General features: G+C 62.7%; 16 protein-coding genes and 1 pseudogene. All 17 read left to right on the top strand.

From position 1 onward, the window contains the following. Position 1: 1 nt before the first annotated feature. Positions 2-1,393, top strand: coding sequence for a CpaF family protein (locus tag AB4Y40_RS40970; RefSeq protein ID WP_368692712.1), 1,392 nt, complete (start codon positions 2-4; stop codon positions 1,391-1,393). A gap of 31 nt (positions 1,394-1,424) precedes the next feature. Beyond that, positions 1,425-2,402, top strand: a complete 978-nt coding sequence (locus AB4Y40_RS40965) for a type II secretion system F family protein (protein WP_368692711.1) — start codon at positions 1,425-1,427, stop codon at positions 2,400-2,402. A gap of 44 nt (positions 2,403-2,446) precedes the next feature. Then, entirely contained in the window at positions 2,447-3,415 is a 969-nt protein-coding gene (locus tag AB4Y40_RS40960; protein WP_368692710.1) for a type II secretion system F family protein, read from the top strand. 183 nt (positions 3,416-3,598) lie between these two features. Continuing rightward, on the top strand, positions 3,599-3,976 hold the full coding sequence (locus tag AB4Y40_RS40955; protein WP_342952151.1) for a TadE/TadG family type IV pilus assembly protein: 378 nt from the start codon (positions 3,599-3,601) through the stop codon (positions 3,974-3,976). 47 nt (positions 3,977-4,023) lie between these two features. Beyond that, positions 4,024-5,106: a TadG family pilus assembly protein gene (locus AB4Y40_RS40950; RefSeq protein WP_368692709.1), complete on the top strand. Its 1,083-nt coding sequence runs from the start codon at positions 4,024-4,026 to the stop codon at positions 5,104-5,106. A gap of 180 nt (positions 5,107-5,286) precedes the next feature. After that, positions 5,287-6,288 carry a lipopolysaccharide heptosyltransferase I gene (gene waaC, locus AB4Y40_RS40945; RefSeq protein WP_368692735.1) on the top strand — a complete coding sequence of 334 codons (1,002 nt, stop codon included), beginning with the start codon at positions 5,287-5,289 and terminating at the stop codon, positions 6,286-6,288. Positions 6,289-6,531: 243 nt separating this feature from the next. Continuing rightward, positions 6,532-7,416, top strand: a complete 885-nt coding sequence (locus AB4Y40_RS40940) for a Kdo hydroxylase family protein (protein ID WP_342947829.1) — start codon at positions 6,532-6,534, stop codon at positions 7,414-7,416. An 85-nt stretch (positions 7,417-7,501) separates the two neighbouring features. Then, positions 7,502-8,809: a lipid IV(A) 3-deoxy-D-manno-octulosonic acid transferase gene (gene waaA / locus AB4Y40_RS40935; protein WP_368692708.1), complete on the top strand. Its 1,308-nt coding sequence runs from the start codon at positions 7,502-7,504 to the stop codon at positions 8,807-8,809. Positions 8,810-8,875: 66 nt separating this feature from the next. Then, on the top strand, positions 8,876-9,019 hold the full coding sequence (locus AB4Y40_RS40930; protein ID WP_368692707.1) for a hypothetical protein: 144 nt from the start codon (positions 8,876-8,878) through the stop codon (positions 9,017-9,019). 61 nt (positions 9,020-9,080) lie between these two features. After that, the gene (locus tag AB4Y40_RS40925) at positions 9,081-9,485 is read left to right on the top strand and encodes a hypothetical protein (RefSeq protein ID WP_368692706.1); all 405 of its coding nucleotides are present in this window, start codon (positions 9,081-9,083) and stop codon (positions 9,483-9,485) included. Next, positions 9,482-9,790: a hypothetical protein gene (locus tag AB4Y40_RS40920; RefSeq protein ID WP_368692705.1), complete on the top strand. Its 309-nt coding sequence runs from the start codon at positions 9,482-9,484 to the stop codon at positions 9,788-9,790. Before AB4Y40_RS40925 ends, AB4Y40_RS40920 begins: the two co-directional genes overlap by 4 nt. A 685-nt stretch (positions 9,791-10,475) precedes the next feature. Next, positions 10,476-10,961 (top strand): type VI secretion system baseplate subunit TssE, encoded by a 486-nt coding sequence (gene tssE, locus AB4Y40_RS40915; RefSeq protein ID WP_368692704.1) that lies wholly within the window; start codon positions 10,476-10,478, stop codon positions 10,959-10,961. Beyond that, positions 10,954-11,214 (top strand): annotated as a pseudogene (locus AB4Y40_RS40910) (type VI secretion system baseplate subunit TssF); the annotation flags it as partial. The gene tssE and the pseudogene AB4Y40_RS40910, both read left to right, overlap by 8 nt. 103 nt (positions 11,215-11,317) lie before the next feature. After that, positions 11,318-13,900, top strand: coding sequence for a type VI secretion system Vgr family protein (locus AB4Y40_RS40905; protein WP_368692703.1), 2,583 nt, complete (start codon positions 11,318-11,320; stop codon positions 13,898-13,900). A gap of 5 nt (positions 13,901-13,905) precedes the next feature. Then, positions 13,906-14,889 (top strand): DUF4123 domain-containing protein, encoded by a 984-nt coding sequence (locus AB4Y40_RS40900; RefSeq protein WP_368692702.1) that lies wholly within the window; start codon positions 13,906-13,908, stop codon positions 14,887-14,889. Between the two features lie 44 nt (positions 14,890-14,933). Continuing rightward, complete coding sequence (locus AB4Y40_RS40895; RefSeq protein ID WP_368692701.1) at positions 14,934-17,849, top strand: T6SS effector BTH_I2691 family protein; 2,916 nt, start codon at positions 14,934-14,936, stop codon at positions 17,847-17,849. After that, the coding region (locus tag AB4Y40_RS40890; RefSeq protein WP_368692700.1) for a putative type VI secretion system effector at positions 17,846-18,176 on the top strand (331 nt) is incomplete at its 3' end. The genes AB4Y40_RS40895 and AB4Y40_RS40890, both read left to right, overlap by 4 nt.

Raw genomic sequence — 18,176 nt, 5'->3', positions numbered from 1 at the left:
CATGTCTCTTCGCGAGCAGATCTTTGCGCAACGCCTCGAGCCGACAATCGTCGAGCGCACCGATACGGGCGGCGCGGCCGCCGCAGCCTCCGCGCCGCCGTCCCGGGTGAAGACCGAGGCGTACCAGAAGCTGAAGTACGACACGCATCATGCCGTGCTCGAACGGGTGGAACTCGAGCGTCTCTCACGCATGCCCCAGGAGCAGATCCGCAGCGAGATAAACGCGCTCGTGGGCCGCATACTCGAAGAGCAGAAGGCGCTGGCGAACGACCTCGAGCGCAAGCAGCTGGCCATCGATGTGTACGACGAGATGTTCGGCTTTGGACCGCTCGAACCGTTGCTGCGCGACCCCACTGTCTCGGACATACTCGTGAACACGTGGTGCCAGACTTACGTGGAGCGCCGCGGCAAGCTCGAACTCACCGATGTCAACTTCTACGACGACGCCCATCTCATGAAGGTGATCGAGAAGATCGTCTCGCGGGTGGGGCGGCGCATCGACGAGTCGAGCCCGATGGTCGACGCGCGCCTGCCTGATGGCTCGCGCGTGAACGCCATCATTCCGCCTTCGGCCGTGGACGGCCCGCTCGTATCGATCCGGCGTTTTGCGGTCAAGCCGCTGCTGGTCTCCGATCTGATCGAGCTGCAAACGCTCACGCCGCCCATGGCCCAGGTGCTCGAAGGCCTCGCGCGTGCCAAGGTCAATATTCTTGTTTCGGGCGGCACCGGCAGCGGCAAAACGACCATGCTCAACGTGCTGTCGGGCTTCATTCCGAACGATGAGCGCATCGTGACGATCGAGGACGCCGCCGAACTTCAACTGCGCCAGGATCACGTGCTGCGCCTCGAGACGCGTCCGCCGAACATCGAAGGCAAAGGCGAGATCGCCCAGCGCGCGCTCGTGCGCAACGCGCTGCGTATGCGTCCCGACCGCATCATCCTCGGCGAAGTGCGTGGCGCGGAAGCGCTGGACATGCTCAACGCGATGAACACCGGCCACGAAGGCTCGCTCGCGACGATCCACGCCAACACGCCGCGCGATGCGCTCACGCGCCTCGAGAACATGATCAGCATGGGCGGCCTGGCCTTGCCGCCGCGCACGATGCGCCATCAGATCTCCTCCGCGATCTCGGTCGTCGTGCAGGCCGCACGCCTGACCGATGGCCGTCGCAAGATCGTGAGCATTTCGGAGCTCACCGGCATGGAGGGCGACATCATCAACATGCAGGAGATCTTCACGTTCAAGCGCACGGGCATGGATTCGAACGGCAACGTGCGTGGCCACTTCTGTGCGACGGGTGTGCGGCCGAAATTCTGCGAGCGGTTCGCGGCGTTTGGCGTGAACCTGCCCGAGCAGATTTTCGACCCGGGCCGCCGTTACGACACGGTCTGATATTCACGACGTTCATCCGGGGGAGCGTGTCATGAGTACAACCTTCATTCTGGCGATCCTGCTGCTGTTCGTAGCGGTCGTGCTTGCCAGCCAGGGCGCGTGGGAATGGTGGAACAGCCGGCATGGCGCCGTCGCGCGCCGCCTCGAATCGCGCATCGAGGCCGTGGCGACGGGGGGCGTGGGGCGCAAGGAGGCGATGTCCATCCTCAAGGCGCGCAAGCTAGATGGCTCTACGTTTGGCCAGCGCATGCTGCTGCTCATGCCGGGCATCCGCTCTTTCGAGGCCTGGGTGCAACAGTCGGGCATCAGCTGGACGGCATCCCGCGTTCTCGCAATGTGCGCGCTCATGCCGGTTCTCGTGATCGCAGCGGGGATGTTCATCCGCGTGCCGCTCGTGATGCTGGCGTCTGGTGCGGCGATGTCGACGCTGCTGCCATTGATGTACGTGCGCTTTCGGCGCACGAAGCGGATGCGCCGCTTCCAGAAGCAGTTGCCCGATGCCTGCGACATGCTGGCGCGCGCGTTGCGCTCGGGCCATGCGTTCTCGGGCGCGATCGACCTGGTCGGCACCGAGTTCGCCGACCCGATGGGCGCCGAGTTCCGCACCACGTTCGACGAGATCAACTATGGCGTGTCGCTCAACGAGGCGTTGACGGCGCTCGCGCAGCGCGTGCCGGTGGGGGACCTGCGTTACCTCGTCATCGCTGTGCTGATCCAGCGTGAGACGGGCGGCAACCTGGCCGAACTGCTGGACGGCATTGCGAGCCTCGTGCGCGAGCGCTTCAAGCTGTTCGACAAGGTCCGCGTGCTTTCCGCGGAAGGGGTCCTCTCGGCGCGGGTGCTGGGGCTGCTGCCGGTGGTCACGGGCGGGGCCATCTCCTTCGTGAATCCCGACTTTCTCGAAGTGCTGTGGCAGGACCCGGCGGGCGTGCTGATGCTTCAAGCCGGCACTGTGATGCTGCTGGCCGGCATGGTTTGGGGGCGGCGCATCGTGCGGATTCGCGTATGACGGTGCCACGTCCCGGGCCACTATCAAAACTCAAGGGGGGAGCCATGTTAGCGCTCGATTCGACGCGGTTGCTGTTGCTGGTTTGTCTGTTTGCCTGCGTGTTCGGCCTGTCTTTGGCCGCCATGTATGTCCTTGCACCCAAGGCCATGCGCCGGCGCATTGAACAGGTGGGCGGCGGTCGCGGCGCGCCTGTTCCTGGTATGCAGCCGGACGCCTCCAGCGAGGCCTGGTACGAAAAGCTCGTGCAGATTTCCGAGCCGCTTTCCCGGCTCTCGACGCCGAAGGAAGGCTGGGAGGTCTCGGCGCTGCGCGTGCGCCTGATGAATGCGGGCTGGCGCTCGCCGGGTGCCGTCGCGATCTTCTTCGGCACTCGCACCGTGCTGGCACTGCTGCTGCCCACGCTTGCAGCCATGTGGATGATTAGCGGCGGCGGGGCGGCAAGTTCGGTCACCCGCTTCGCAGTCGTTCTCGTGTCGCTTGTGGTGTTTGGCTATTACCTGCCGGGCCTCGTGCTCGCGCGCTTCGTCGCGCAGCGCAAGCGGGCGATCTTCGAGGACTTCCCCGACGCCATCGATCTGCTGACGGTCTGCGTCGAGGCGGGCCTCGGTCTCGACGCCGCGTTGATGCGCGTGGCGCAGGAGATCCGGTTGCGCAGTGCGGTGGTGGCCGACGAGCTGGATCTCACGCTCCTCGAAATGCGCTCGGGTTACACGAAGGAAAAGGCATTGCGCAACCTCGCCATGCGCACGGGTGTGGAAGACGTCGACTCCTTCAGCACGATGCTCATCCAGGCAGAACGATTCGGAACGAGCATCGGCGATTCGTTGCGCGTGCTCTCCGATACGCTGCGCACGCGCCGGCGCATGCTCGCAGAGGAAAAGGCCGCGAAGATCGCGCTCAAGCTGCTGTTCCCGCTGATGTTCTGCATTTTTCCGGCGCTGATGGTGGTGCTGATGGGCCCGGCGATGCTGCATATCTACCGGACGATGCTGCCGACCATGAACGGCGGATAACGGGCGGTCGCAGCGGGTGACCAAAACAGAGCAAGCCCTGTACGGGCGAATCGATCGGGAGAGGTTATGAAAACTGCAAAGACCGGCGCGGCGTCGCTTCCGTTACGCGCGGGAAGGGGAAGAAGGGGCGCACGGAGCCCGCGGCGTGGACGCAATCGGCGCGCGCAGCGCGGCGTGGCTGCGGTGGAGTTTGCACTCGTCCTGCCGGTGCTGCTGATCCTGCTGTTCGGCATCATCGAAATGGGCTTGTTCCTTTACGACAAGGCCGTGATCACCAACGCCAGCCGGGAAGGCGCCCGCGCCGGAGTCGTGCTGAAGAGCCCGAAGCCCACCGCAAGCGACGTCCAGACGGTCGTGACGAACTACACGTCGAGCTACCTGCTGACCTTCGGTACGCAGAATACGCCGGTGGTCACGACGACCGGCGCTGGCGGCAATTTCGGCCAACCGCTTTCGGTGACCGTCACGTACCAGTACAACGGCCTGGCTTTGGGACGTATGGTGGCGCCCATCACAGGGGCACTTACGCTGTCCTCCACGACCGTCATGAACAACGAATAAAGGGGGCAATCATGCGCACGGGGAGAAGACGCAAGCAGAGAGGGGCGGTGGCCATCACGGTCGCGGTGTTCATGATCTTTCTGCTGGGGACCGCGGCGATGGCCATCGACATCGGCAATCTGATGGTCGCTCGCAACGAGCTCCAGAATGCGGCTGACGCGGCCGCGCTGGCGGGTGCGGGGTGTCTGAAGCCGCGTAGCGAGTGCAGCAACAGCACCGCGACCCAGCCGGATTTCACGACGGCCTCGGCAACAGCGTCGACGTTCTCGACATCGACCTCGACCAACCGGGTTCAGGGCGCCTATGTGCAGACGAGTACGGTCGCGACCGGATACTGGAACGCGACGGGCACGCCATACGGCCTCGAGGCGTTGCCGTTCACACCGGGAGCGAACGACCTGGCCGCCGTGCAGGTGACCATCCGCAAAGACGGCTTGAACGCGAACGGATCGGTGAGGGGCTTTCTGAGCAATGTGCTCGGCGTCAATATCCTCAAAGCCAGTGCGGTGGCCACCGCCGTCCTGTCGTCGCCTGGTAATGTGGGGCCTGGTGGACTCTTTCCATTGGCGATGTCGCAGTGTCTGTACAACAACTACTGGAATGCGTCGACCAATTCGCCCAAGCTCTCGCCCACCAGTGGCACCGTGTCCGGCTTCTCTACGCCGCAGGTCGCGGGACAGCCGTATATCTTCCAGATCGGATCCAGCTATCAATACGGAACCTGTCAATCCGGCCAGTGGACGACGTTTAACGTCAATGACAACAGTGCCAGCTATGCCAGCGGCCTGTTGACTAGCGGCAACAGCACCACGTTCTCCGTCGGGGCTTCGCCGGGGACGTGGATCCAGACGGGCGAGAAAAACTCGATCTTCAAGGACACGGCCGCCTGTAGCGCTGCGGGCAACGGGCAATGCGCATGGGCGACGGTGGTCGTGGTGAACGATCCGTCGACGAGTGGGTTTCAGCCGGTCCAGGCATTTGCCTGCCTGCACATTCTCGATGCCAGCAACGGCTCGACGCCCTATGTGCTCGTGCAGATGTCCAACGACATGAGCCACTGCGAGACAGCCAATTCGGGCGGGGTTGGGCCGAGTTACGGGGCGTACACGCCGCCGAGGCTGGTCCAGTAAGGACGCATTGCCGCAGCGCCGGCGCCGCGCCATTGCACGTGCCGGCGCTTTTGGCCTGCTTCGATGCCCTTTGGGTGGCGATTCCCGCACCTCTATCCGCACTTTCCCCCCACTTTTTCGCTTGACTTCGCCCGGCGCGCTAAAATTGCAGACCTTTTAAATTCGTCCGCACAAAGAACCCTGAGCGTGCAAAAGATCCTCATCGTGCGCGTGTCGTCGCTTGGCGACGTCGTCCACAACATGCCCGCCATCGCCGATATCCGGCGGCGGTATCCTGACGCACAGATCGACTGGCTCGTCGAAGAGAGCTTCCAGTCGCTCGTCGAGCTCGTGGAGGGCGTGCGCCGCGCGATTCCGTTTTCGCTGCGCCGCTGGCGCAAGGGCCTCCTTTCGGGCGCCAACTGGCGCGAGATCGGCGCGTTCCGGCGTTCCCTTGCGGCCGAGAAGTACGACCTCGTGATCGACTGCCAGGGGCTCATCAAGACGGCGTGGGTGGCGAGCTGGGCGCGCGGGCCGCTCGTTGGCCTGGGCAACCGCACCGATGGCGCGGGCTACGAATGGCCCGTGCGCTTTTTCTACGACCGCTCGATCCGCATCGAGCCCCGGACCCACGTGGTCGAGCGCACGCGCAAACTGGTTGCGGGCGCGCTCGATCTTGCGCCGCCGTCGCCCACCGACGACATCGAGTTTGGCCTCGACACCTATCGCGCCGCGCAGGCGCTCGCGGGCGTCGGGCTTAACCTGCCGGTGCCGTATGTGGTGTTCGTGCACGCCACGTCGCGCGCCGACAAGCAGTGGCCCGACCAGCACTGGATCGAGCTTGGCCAGGCGCTCGTGAGGCGCGGCGCGTCGCTCGTGCTGCCCTGGGGCAGCGAGGCCGAGCGCGCCACGAGCGAGCGCCTCGCGCGCGAATTCGGTGAAGCCGCGATCGTGCCGCCCAGGCTCTCGCTGCCTGCCGTGGTGGGCCTGGTCGACGGCGCGGCCGCCACGGTGGGCGTGGACACGGGGCTCGTGCACATCGCGGCGGCGCTGAAGCGCCCGACTGTCGAGTTGTACAATTTCGCGACCGCCTGGCGCACGGGCGGCTACTGGTCGCCGAACGTCGTCAATCTGGGCACGGCAGGCCAGCCGCCAACGCTTGCGCAGGTGAAGGGCGCGCTGGCGGGCTTCGGGCTGCTGTAGCGGCGGGCCGCCGCAGCGCAGGCGCCTGACATACTGAGGGGCTGCGGCGCGTCAAGGCGCACCACTGAGGCTGCGGGTATAAGAATCGGCGCTCGCGGGGTTGCACGCATGTGCACGAGTGAGCGCCAGGGCTTGGCCGGCATGAATCGCGCGAGATGGCAAAGAAGCGGGCAACAGCGCAAACCACGCTCGCACCGCGCCACACCGGCAGGCAATCAGATCCATCGCTTCCAGGGGCGAACAATGAACGAATCCCAGATCATCGAAATCACGTCCGCAGACTGGCACGGCCAGCAGCTCTCGCAACCGCGCGAGACGCTGCTCGACGCCGTCGAGCAGGGCAAGGTGCTGTATTTCCCGAATCTGGCCTTCGCGATCGAAGGCGGCGAGCGCGCGCTGCTCGACCCCGCGATCGCCGACCCCAAGCGCAAGAACATCAGCCTCGACCCGAACGGCGGAGCGCTGCACGGCGTGCTCGGCGACACTGTCACGCAGACGGCCGTGCGTGCGTTGATCGCGCGCTACCAGACGTGCGCTCGCACGCTGGTGGACGGCCTCTTTCCCGAATACACCGGCAAGCTGCGCGTGGCGCCTACGAGCCTGCGCCTGCATCAGGTGGAAACGCGTGAGACCTCGTGGCGCAAGGACGATTCGCGCCTGCACGTGGATGCCTTTCCCTCGCGTCCGAACTACGGCGAGCGCATCCTGCGCGTGTTCACCAACGTCAACCCGAACGGCGTGCCGCGCGTGTGGCGCGTGGGCGAGCCGTTCGAGGATATGGCAAAGCGCTTCCTGCCGAACATCAAGCCGCAATTTCCGGGCTCGGCATGGCTGCAGAACCTGCTGCACATCACGAAGTCGCAGCGCAGCGAGTACGACCATCTGATGCTCAATCTCCACGACGGCATGAAGGCTGATCTCGATTACCAGAAGGCGTGCCCGCAAGAGACCATCGGTTTTCCGCCCGGCAGCGTCTGGGTGTGCTTCTCCGATCACACGTCGCATGCCGTGATGTCCGGCCAGTTCATGATGGAGCAGACCTTCTTCCTGCCGGTGAAGGAGATGGTGCATCCCGAATGGGCGCCGCTCGGCATTCTCGAACGCCTCAAGGGCAAGGAACTGGTTTGAATCCACGCGCGATGAGCTTGTCGATCCACGCCTCCTGCCGCGCGGCCGCGGCGTTTCGCATGACCCTGGCCGACGCGGAGGCACGATGCTGAGAGCGATCTATCGCGCGGCCTGGTGGCTCATTGCCCCGCTCGCGGTGCTGCGGCTATTCATTCGCTCGCGCCGCGAGCGCGGCTATCGAGAGCATATCAGCGAGCGTTTCGGTTTTTCGGCAGGGCGTTTGCCCGAGGACGACGCGCCGCTCATCTGGGTGCATGCCGTTTCTGTTGGCGAGACCCGTGCGACGCAGCCGCTCGTCGACGCGCTGCTGGCGGCGCGTCCCGACGCTCGCATCCTGCTCACGCACATGACGCCGGGCGGCCGCGCCACCGGCGAGCAACTCTTCGGCAGTCGCGTGCTGCGCTGTTACCTGCCGTACGACATGCCACACGCGGTGCGGCGCTTCCTGCACGCATGGCGGCCGTCGCTCGGTCTCGTGATGGAAACCGAGGTCTGGCCCACGCTCATCGACGAATGCAAGCACGCCGACGTGCCGCTCGTACTCACCAACGCGCGCATGTCGGCGCGCTCGTTCAAGCGGGCGGCGAAGTTCGGCGCGGGCACGCGCGAGGTGTTCGGCGGCTTCACGCGCGTGCTCGCGCAAAGTCCCTCCGATGCGGAGCGTCTCACCGCGCTCGGCGCGCGCAATGTGGCGGTGCTCGGCAACCTCAAGTTCGACATGGCGAGCCCTCCGGCGCTAATCGCGCGCGGTCGCGAATGGCGGCGCGCGATTGGCGAGCGGCCGGTGTGGGTGGCGGCGAGCACACGCGAAGGTGAAGAGGAACTCGTGCTGCAGGCCTTCGCGGCACTCAATGTGCCCGACGCGCTTCTGATCCTCGTGCCGCGCCATCCGCAGCGCTTCGACGAAGTGGCCGCGCTCGTGGAGCGCAAGAACTACAAGCTCGAACGGCGCTCGCGCTGGGCGCCGCCCGCGACTGCGGCCGCTGCGGCGCACGCGGGCGTGCGCGTGTTGCCGCAGGACGTGAGCGTGCTGCTCGGCGACTCGATGGGGGAGATGGGCGCTTACTATGCTGCCGCCGATCTCGCGTTCATTGGCGGCAGTCTCCTGCCGCTCGGCGGGCAAAACCTGATCGAAGCGTGCGCCGTGGGCGTGCCGGTGCTGATCGGGCCGCACGTGTTCAACTTCACGCAGGCCACCGCCGACGCAACGGCCGCGGGCGCGGCCCTGCAGGTTCAGGACCCCGCCGATCTCGCGCGCGCCTTGCGCGAACTCTTCAACGACAAGCCGCGCCGGGTTGCGATGGGCGCGGCTGCAGCCGCATTCGCCTCGCGCCACCGCGGCGCGACGGCACGTACGGTGGATGTTGTGGAGGCGCTCGTCTCGGACGTATGAATTCGCGCGCGGTAGCGCGTGCGCCAATCGCGCAACGACAACATGGACACGGTTGGACAAGCGCCTATGACGAAGACGATCTCGCGAATCCTCATCGCGCATCGCCGCTTTCCGCCGTTGGCTGACGACTACGCCGATGCTTTCGAGAAGGCTGGCGTAGAAGCGAAGACTTTCATCATCGAGGATCAGGTCCACTGGGTCTCACGCTAAGGTCTTTCGCAGAATCAACAAGCTCGCCCGTACGCTTCGCCTTGTCCCGAGAGGCACGGACTTGTTCCGCAAGCACCACCTGAGTGAGGTCAACCATCTGGCGACCCGGCTCAGCGAAGAAGTGGCCGCCTATCAGCCCGATGTCGTGCTTTACATCCATGGTAAAAGGGTGAAGATTTTCCAGCTGCGAGAGTCAAAGGTCTTGAAGGCAGGTTGGTGGGTCGAGCAAGACGACAACTGGTCTGAACTGGAAGTAGCCACGCGCGACTTCGACCTCTACTTCGCCTTCGCGCCCGCTGTCGTCGAGCGATTCAGTCGCATGGCCGTGAGGCTCGCTACCTGCCGCACGGTGCCAATGTTCGTCAGCACTATCCGATTGCTGGCACTGCCAAAGAAATCGATCTGGTATTTCTCGGCGCCTGGAGTCCGTGGCGCGATCAGGTCATTGCTAGCGCGTTCGAGGTGACGCAGGACATCGCGCTATACGGACATTCCTGGATCAAGAAAAGCCGGCTGCCACGCGATATCCTGCGCCGTATCCCCAAAGAAGACATCATCCTCGGTGCGTCTCTGAATGCGCTTCACAACAAGGCACGCATGGTCCTCAATGCGGACCGGACGGTCAGTCTCGGTCTGAACATGAGATATTTCGAAGTGCTTGCCAGTGGGTCATGCCTGTTGACGGATAAATCCGAGGTCCACGCGGCTACCAGGGCACCGGCGACCGGATTTTCGTTCAAAGCGGGCAGGGCTGGCCCCCTGACGCGCTGAACGTGGCTGTCGAGAACTTCCTCTGGATCGTGGCGGCCGTTATGTTCAAACAATGTGCGAACGTCGACTACTACCGGAAGACCGTGCTCAATCGAATGGAGTGGCGGTGACGGGGCGGTTGACCCCGATCGCCGGAGCTTGACCTCGCTCATGAGAGGAACCCGTGGATCTTGATATCGGGCGCACCTTGCCATCCCATTGACGCCGCTAAGGGGCGACCGGGAACCTGCCGCAAAGCCAGAGCATCGCGCTCTGGCTTCTCTTGCATTTCCGGGGCGGAGAGCCGCGGCGGGCAGTCCTTCACGTCTCTGGCCTTTGGTGAGACATCGTGACCCGCAACAAACCCCCGACCAAACTCGTCACGTCGGGTACGGCTTTGCAAGCTAGGCCGACCGGCGGCAAAACGATGTCGGATCCAACTCGATCTAGAACGCCGGGCGCAGTTCGATAGCGAACTTGATCAGTTTTTCCTTACGGCGATATTTACCGGTCATTATATTGTTGTATCCGCAATTATTACCCGATTTCTCCATGCGCCAAGAAGCGCGCTATTATTTCTTCCGAAGCCGTTGAACTACACAATAATCGCCGGTACCATTGCGCCGATTCATGCGACGTTAATCAGTCGGTTAATCATTTCCGGCTGTTTCGGGATATTCATCTGGCATACGCCGGTAATGGAATTATGCGTTTTGAACCAGGGCTGTTTGACACGCTGTTTTATAACGCGCCGGATTCCGCTGCCGTGCGTACGCTCTCGCTTGAAGAGCTCAAGAGCACCGTGGCGCAGGATCTTGAAGCCCTGCTAAACACGCGTATGGCGTTTTCGGAGGACGACCTGGGCGGCTTTCCCGAAAGTTCGCGCTCGATTGTCACCTACGGCTTGAACGACTTCTCGGGGCGAACACTCGCAAGCCACGACGACAGCAAGTTCATCTACGAATCCATCGGGCGGGCTATCGCGCGGCATGAGCATCGCCTGGTGGACGTGAGGGTGACGCTTGAGATGCGTGCGCGGTCCACCAGTGCACTGCACTTCGCCATCGAGGCCATGCTGGTGGTCCATCCGGCGCAAGAACGGGTCAGTTTCGATGCACAGCTGCAGCCTTCGACACACCGGTATTCGGTCACGCGTGGGCGCGGCAAGGCTCAGGGGACGTTCGGTGGATGACCTGTTACGGTACAACGAGCGCGAGCTGACGTTCCTGCGCCGCTATTCGGCAGATTTCGCCCAACGCTACCCGAAGACCGCCGGGCGTTTGGGAGTCAGTGGCGAGCACGTCGAGGACACGCACGTTGAGCGACTGATCGAATCGTTCGCGTTTCTTGGCGCGCGCATCAGCAAGAAAATCGAGGACGACTATCCCGAGTTCACCGATGCGCTCCTGGAGGTCCTGTATCCGCACTACCTGCGGCCCTTTCCAGGGATTTCCAAGCGCACCGGCCAGGAAATCATCCGTTGCCAACCACGCAGCGGCGATTCGATCCTCGTGTAACCCGCACACCGAAACGAACGGAAAAAAGATCATGCATGCCTACGAGCAGATCCGCGACATCAGCCAGGGTGTGGTCCAGAACGACCGGCTGCTGAAACTCGATACCCCGCTGGGCAAGGATGTGCTGCTGCCACTGCGTGCGGTCGGCCAGTCGAGGGTCGGTCGCGATTACGGCTTTACGGTCGACATGGTGTCGACTTCCCGGCAGATCGAACTCAAGCAGTTGATCGCCCAGCCCGTCACGCTCTGGATCCGCCAGAACGATAAAACGTACCAGCCGCATCACGGTTACGTGCATACAGCGCGCCGGCTTGGGGCCGATGGGGGGCTTGTTCACACGCAGCTCGAATTCGCCTCATGGTTACACTTCCTGCGCTTTCGCAAGGATGCCCGTATCTGGCAGGACAGGACAGTACAGGACATCCTCGCCGATGTGTTCAATGCACATCCGCAGGCGCGAGGCCGGTTCCGCTTCAACCTCTACGGGCAACTTAAGACACCGCTCGCTCCGCGCTCGTTCTGCATGCAGTACGAGGACGACTGGACCTTTGTGCACCGACTCCTCGAGGCCGAGGGCCTCTGGGGCTACTTCGAGCAGGCGGAGGATGGACAGTCGCATACGCTGGTCATCACGGACTACAACTACTTCGCGAGCGAGCTCAAGCCCGGCCAGATTCACTTCTCGCGCTCGGCGATTGACGCCGAGGTTGACGGTTTCTCGCAATGGTCGGGTACGCGCACGCTTCAGAGTGTGCGCTATACGAGTGTCACCGGGGACTACAAGGCGCCCCTGAGCAGCAAGACCCAGAGCAAGAACACCGTGCCCAATCAGGGTGATCTGCCTGACCAGACCGAGGTCTACGAATACACCGGGAAATACACGTGGCTGGACAACAACCGGGGCGACCACCTGGCAACGCTGCGCATGGAGGAGTTCGAGTCGCGCGCCAAGCGGTTCCATGGTGCAGGCAGTGTCCGCCGTATGGACGCAGGCCGATATTTTGAACTCGTAGATCACCCCGACCATGAGAAGGACGCGCATCAGCAGCGCCAGTTCCTCGCCATCGAGGTGCAGTGGTTTATCGAGAACAACCTGCCCGCTGGCAACACGCGAGCGTTCCCGAGGAGCCTGGAGAGCGAAGTCGCGCAAATGCGCGAGAGCTACCAAGGCGAGGCGTCGGAGGATGACACGCCGCGGGCACCACGGAAAACAGCGGCGGGGGAGAGCGACGGCTTCTTTCTGACGCTGGTCGAGGCTCAGCGCATGAGCGTGCCGTACCGCAGCCCGTTCGAGCACAAAAAGCCGCAGATGCAGATCCAGACGGCGACCGTCACCGGCCCGTCGGGCGCGGAGGTCTACACCGATCCGCTGAACCGCATCAAGGCTCGCTTCGAGTGGGACCGCCTGAACCCGGGTGACGAAAAATCCTCGTGCTGGCTGCGGGTGGCGATGTCGGACACGGGCGGCGGCTACGGTGGCGTGCATGTGCCCCGTGTGGGCGAAGAAATTCTCGTGGACTGGGTGAACGGGGATTGTGACCGGCCTATTGTGACGGGCCGCGTGTACAACGGTTCGGCGACGCCGAACTGGCACTCGAACGGAATACTGTCGGGCTACCGGTCGAAAGAGTATGGCGGCGGCAGTGGCTATAACCAGATGGTGCTGGACGACGCAACGGCCCAGAACCGCATGCAACTCTACTCGACAAGTGCGAATTCCCAGCTTCATTTAGGGTACCTGATAGCGCAGAACGACAATACGCGCGGTGCGTATCTGGGCAGTGGCTTTGACCTGAAGTCGGATGCGTATGGCGCAATCCGTGCGGGCCAGGGGCTGTATGTCTCGACGCATCCGGCAAGCGTTGCCCAGCCGATGAACGTGACCGCCGCAAGCGAGCAACTGGCGAGCGCGGAAAGCGTGGCCGATCTGGCGTCGCAGGCGAGTACGGCAAACCAGGCGGAGAGCTTGCAGGATGGCCTGGACGCCCTGAAAAAGTTCACCGACGCGACGCAATATAGCGTAGCAGGCAGCAGCGGTAGCGGCGGCAACACGGGCGGCGGCGGGACCGGTAACGCCAACGGATTTTCCACACCGATCATGCTGATCGCGAGCCCATCGGGCGTCGGGATGTCGACGCAGGATTCGGTCCACATCACGGCAAACCAGCAGGTCAACATCGTGAGCGGGAAGAACACGCATGTGGCCACCGGCCAGTCGCTGATTGCCAGCGTGATGGAGAAGATCAGCCTGTTTGCCCAGAACGCCGGGATCAAGCTGTTCGCCGCGAAGGGCAAGGTTGAGATTCAGGCGCAGAGCGACGAGATGAAGCTTGCTGCGCAGAACGATGTGACGGTCACGAGCTCGAATGGCAAGGTCGTGATCTCGGCGGACAAGGAAATCTGGATCGGCGCGGGCGGCTCGTACATCAAGATTACGCCCGACCAGATCGAGAATGGGTCGAGCGGAAAGATCCTCGAGCGTGCTGCGTCGTGGAGCAAGCAGGGCGCGTCGTCGATGCGGTTGCCTGCACCGCTCACAAGCGTCCCGAAGGGCTGCGCCTGGAAAACGGCTGCCGCGTCGGCTGATAGCGCATCAAGTGTCCCGCTGGAGTAACTGCAATGGATCATCCGAATACCCCAGGCGCTGTGCAGGAGGCAGATGGCGGCTCCGAGGAAGAAGTCGTCAACGCGACCCTCGACGTCCTGCGCACGTATTTCAGCAAGAATTCGGAGATGCACTGCTTCCTGGCCGTCGATCCGGCGCAGCGGGATCTGACTGACGAAGAACGCTCAGGCCCGGACGCTGCCGCCTCGCGTGCGGTGGTGGAAATCGATCACGACGGGTTTCCGGAGGCGCATCAACCTTACCTGATTGAGCTGGACCTCGCGACGCCGACGGGTATGACGCTTTTGAAAGAGAGCGTCCGGCTGGCGCACGAAGACAGACGTCCGGAATCGATGGCTGCGGGACTGGGGCAGCGCATTGGTGGATGGCTCGCGAGTTCTGCGTCGCTTGCCGAGGTGGCTGCGCACTGGTCCGGCCACGCGCTGCAATACGACGATCAGGGTCACGCATGCGTGCTGCGTTTCTACGACGCGCGCGCGCTCAGCCTGATCTGGCCGATGCTGAGCGGGCGACAGCAGCAGGCATTGCTGGGGCCAGTCAAGGTCTGGCATGCACTTGATGCGAGTGCGAGGCCACGCGTCTACAGCCAGACTGGTGAATCAAACCGGGAACTGGCGCTGACCGCTGCTCAATGGCAGCAGATTCATCGTCATGGCCCGATCAACCGGGCGCTCGCACTGCATGCGGTGGCGAAGGGGCGTCAGCCCAAGCCATCGGACATCGAAACGGCCGTTGCCGCTGCGGAGCGGGCGGAAAGATATGGCCTTGCCGACCGGAACGACCACATCGCTTTTATTGGTCACGCGCTGGCATGGCATCCACAGTTCGATCTGTATCCGAAGGTGCTGAGTGTCCTGGGCAACATGGCGCCGGATGATTTTTATACCGCAGGCATCAGCGAACTGACGCAGGCCGATATTGCGGACATCCGCAGTGGCGCGTGGTATGACCGGCTGACCCCGCCCACGCTCCGCTAAAGCCCGCTTTTGGCACAGTCTGAATCAGATACGTAGGGAAATGTATGGCAGCCAAACCGAAGTGTGACAATTGCGAGAAAACCGGCCTGGCGATCCTGCCTGTGCGATACACGGTCCTGCCCAATGACGTGAAAGCCCAAATGCCGGGCGGCCTGAGCGGGGAGCGCGTGACGGGTGTCGGCTTGACGGATCATCACTACGGCGTGCGCACGTTACGCGAGGGCTGGATCTATCTCTTCTACGAAGTGGGTGCGCGAGGTAGCCAGTACTGGGAGGTCTACAAGGTGACTGCGGACGGTCGTCTCTGGAAGCACGACCTGGCGTCGCCGGCATCTCCGACGCTGTCCGGCGAAACCAGGACCGATCCGGCCTGCGCACAATGCGCCATCGCCGTACCGATGGATATCATCGCCATCGAGCAACCGAAGAAGTGTACCGGGAAGGTCTACATCGCATTTTCCGAACATGCATGGCACGCCGAAGTCTTCAATCACTACAAGACGAATGCGAAGCTGCGCACGGCGCGGATGCAGTACATTGAGCCGTCGAAGTGGATCCAGGGGGGCGCGGATGCCCACGGGCATGCCATTGCGGCGACTGAATCTGCCATCGACGCTGTACTTGAATACATGCCGGCGTTCGATCCGAAGCAGTTCAGCCTGCCCGACGACAAGCAGCCGTTCAGCACGGATAAGGGCGACTACAAGGACGACTGGCTGAAGCTGAAAGTCACGCGCTATCCCCTTTTCATCCGGCAGGCCTCGCCGCTCTCGACGAGCCAGGCGCTTGTAAAACTGATGCAGCAGGTCGGTACAGACGCTTCCGGGTCATCCCATCCGCCAATGCTGCTTGCGCTCTGGGACAGTATCGGCAACGTCCACGAACTCAACGGGTTCCGCAGCGATCCTGTGTCATGGCTTGACCGTTACGTGGCGACCGAGCGCACGCTGCAGGTCGGGGCGCAGCATGATGTTGACGCGGCGAAAGCGATCGTCCAGTCGCGCAATGAGGAGCGGGTCAAGGGGCAGGATACCGTCATGAATCCCCTCGCCAGCCCGGACGCGCCGGCGATGCTGGCAAAGCAGCGTGCCCAGGCACTGGCCGGTGCCGACCCGGCGCGGGCTGCGCAGATCAACGCGTTCTACGACGACCAGGCCTGGATGGCAGCTAACAATACGCCGCCCAGTTACCAGCGACGGCTCAACGTGATTGGAATCAGTTCCTCGGCCACCAATCCTAATTCAAGCGCACCCTATACCGGTGCGTATCGCGACGAGGTCATGTCGGAGGCCCGTGCGTATGCACAGAAGAAGGGCGGGCAGCATGCCCGCGATCTTCAATCGCAGATTGATTCCTCGACGGCCTATGAGTGGTCGAAATACGCGGCGCGACTCAGGGCGAAGGATCTCGATCATTTCCGCGACCAGTACCAGAAACTCCGGACGTCCGTCCATGACCTGCAGGAAACCCGGAGCGCAGACGTTGGGGCCTGGCTGCAGGCGCAGCTACTGTTCGACACGCTGGAGGACTACGGGTCCACTGACCTCAATGATGCGGCCGCGTTCGAGATCGTCGTCACCGACGCAACGGCGGGATTGGGTAGTACGCCCACGGGGAAGAAGATTCTCGATACGCTCGTCGCGCAGTGGAATCCCGTCGAGCTTCCGAGTCTCATCTGGCGCGTCTTCGCGATGAACCAGATGGACGCGCGTCAGGAGCTTGCGGAATATCTGAAGACCGCGCAGGCGAAAAAGGATACACCGCTGGCTGCGCCTGCGGGCCAGGCAGCAGGCGGACATAGCCCCGGTGTCGATGCCGTGATCAGTGCATCCGGCACGCTCGCCAAACTGAACGGTTACTACAGCAAGCTCGCGTCGCTGGCAACTCAAAGCGATCCGGCAAAGATCACACCAGCAGGCAACGCGCTCAAACGTCTTCATGCCGACACGTTCGTGATGAGCGTCGGGGATGCGATCTATCGAAAATTCCGGATTAACCAGATGGGTGATTTCGTCGGTGAGAAACTCATCCAGACGCTTTTACTCAAACGCGCCGGCGTGTCCAACACCGATGCGATTGCGCTGGTGCGCAAGCAGGCCGATCTCGAACTGATGAGTCGCGAGGAAAAACTCTCGCGTGTACGCGCTGCGGTTCCCTTCCTGCGCGCGGGTGCTTCCGCGAAAACACCGCCGGCCACGAAGGAGCTGTACGACACGTGGCATCAGATGGCGCAAACCGAAGACGGCGTGAAGTCATTGCGAGCGGCCCGGATTGGTGTCGTAGCAATGCTGCTGGAGTCGGTCAACTTCTACAAGCTCATGACGGGTGCCAAGGACGATGATACCAACAAGAAACTGGTGCAGTCCGGCGTCTCCCTGCTCTCATCTATGATCACGATCACGATGACACCGTATTACGCGGCGCTGAAGAACTCGAATCGCACGCGGGCGTGGAAATTTGTCGGAGGCGGGTTGGGCGCGATTGGAGCTTCGATTAGCCTATGGATGGATGCAGCAAAAACCCGCGATAGCGTATCAAAACATCAGTTTGACGCATCATTTATTTACGGTCTTAAAGCAGTAGCGGATTTCGGAATTACGGGGGCCGTCGTGATCGACACCATCAGCACGTCAGCCCCGTTGCTCAAGACGATTGCAAGACGGTATGGCACGGAAGCGGTGATTGCCGCCGTCGAGGCCGTAACGGAGAGGGCGGTCGCCTGGGCGGTTCTAAGAGGGATCGGCATGCTGCTGGGATGGGAGGCGGCGATCGGTCTGATCGTGCTCCAGGCCGCTGCGGACTGGCTCACGCCTACCGCCCTTGAAACATGGTGCTCGGAATGCGCCTTTGGAACGGGCCGCACATCGTTCTTCCGCGTCAAGGACTACAGTGTGAAGCTCTATACGGACCCGGCCGAGCAGGAGAAGGACTATGTCTCAGCCATGACCCAGTCGATATGAAAAATCAGGAATCGAAGCAATCCACTGTTCTTTTGTCAGGCACGATCTCGGAACTGAAACGTTCGCGCCGCACTCGTGATTTCGTTCTGACTCAGGTTCAGCATCGACAGATCGATGCGACTGCCGTGGCTGCGTCGCTGATGGGAAGCGGAGCCATCGGCATTGGCCTGATCAGTATGGCAGGCAATTCGGAAGAGGAAGCGGACTGGGTGCAGTTCAATCTGGACGGCAAACAGGTCGAGGGCTGGCTATGGATGATGCCCATGCTTAACGGTGATTCTGTTGAGGTCGCAGCAGAACAGATTGGCGAGAACCGGTACGTCGCCT

This window comes from Paraburkholderia sp. EG287B, assembly GCF_040965595.1.
Taxonomy (GTDB): Bacteria; Pseudomonadota; Gammaproteobacteria; order Burkholderiales; family Burkholderiaceae; genus Paraburkholderia.
This window is presented reverse-complemented; position numbering and strand designations above follow the sequence as displayed.

Bases quoted from the DNA above. Each gene is read 5' to 3' on its own strand.
- AB4Y40_RS40905 (WP_368692703.1), top strand. From the start codon at position 11,318: ATGCATGCCTACGAGCAGATCCGCGACATCAGCCAGGGTGTGGTCCAG.
- AB4Y40_RS40965 (WP_368692711.1), top strand. From the start codon at position 1,425: ATGAGTACAACCTTCATTCTGGCGATCCTGCTGCTGTTCGTAGCGGTC.
- tssE (WP_368692704.1), top strand. From the start codon at position 10,476: ATGCGTTTTGAACCAGGGCTGTTTGACACGCTGTTTTATAACGCGCCG.
- AB4Y40_RS40930 (WP_368692707.1), top strand. From the start codon at position 8,876: ATGACGAAGACGATCTCGCGAATCCTCATCGCGCATCGCCGCTTTCCG.
- AB4Y40_RS40960 (WP_368692710.1), top strand. From the start codon at position 2,447: ATGTTAGCGCTCGATTCGACGCGGTTGCTGTTGCTGGTTTGTCTGTTT.
- AB4Y40_RS40895 (WP_368692701.1), top strand. From the start codon at position 14,934: ATGGCAGCCAAACCGAAGTGTGACAATTGCGAGAAAACCGGCCTGGCG.
- waaA (WP_368692708.1), top strand. From the start codon at position 7,502: ATGCTGAGAGCGATCTATCGCGCGGCCTGGTGGCTCATTGCCCCGCTC.
- AB4Y40_RS40970 (WP_368692712.1), top strand. From the start codon at position 2: ATGTCTCTTCGCGAGCAGATCTTTGCGCAACGCCTCGAGCCGACAATC.
- AB4Y40_RS40940 (WP_342947829.1), top strand. From the start codon at position 6,532: ATGAACGAATCCCAGATCATCGAAATCACGTCCGCAGACTGGCACGGC.
- AB4Y40_RS40900 (WP_368692702.1), top strand. From the start codon at position 13,906: ATGGATCATCCGAATACCCCAGGCGCTGTGCAGGAGGCAGATGGCGGC.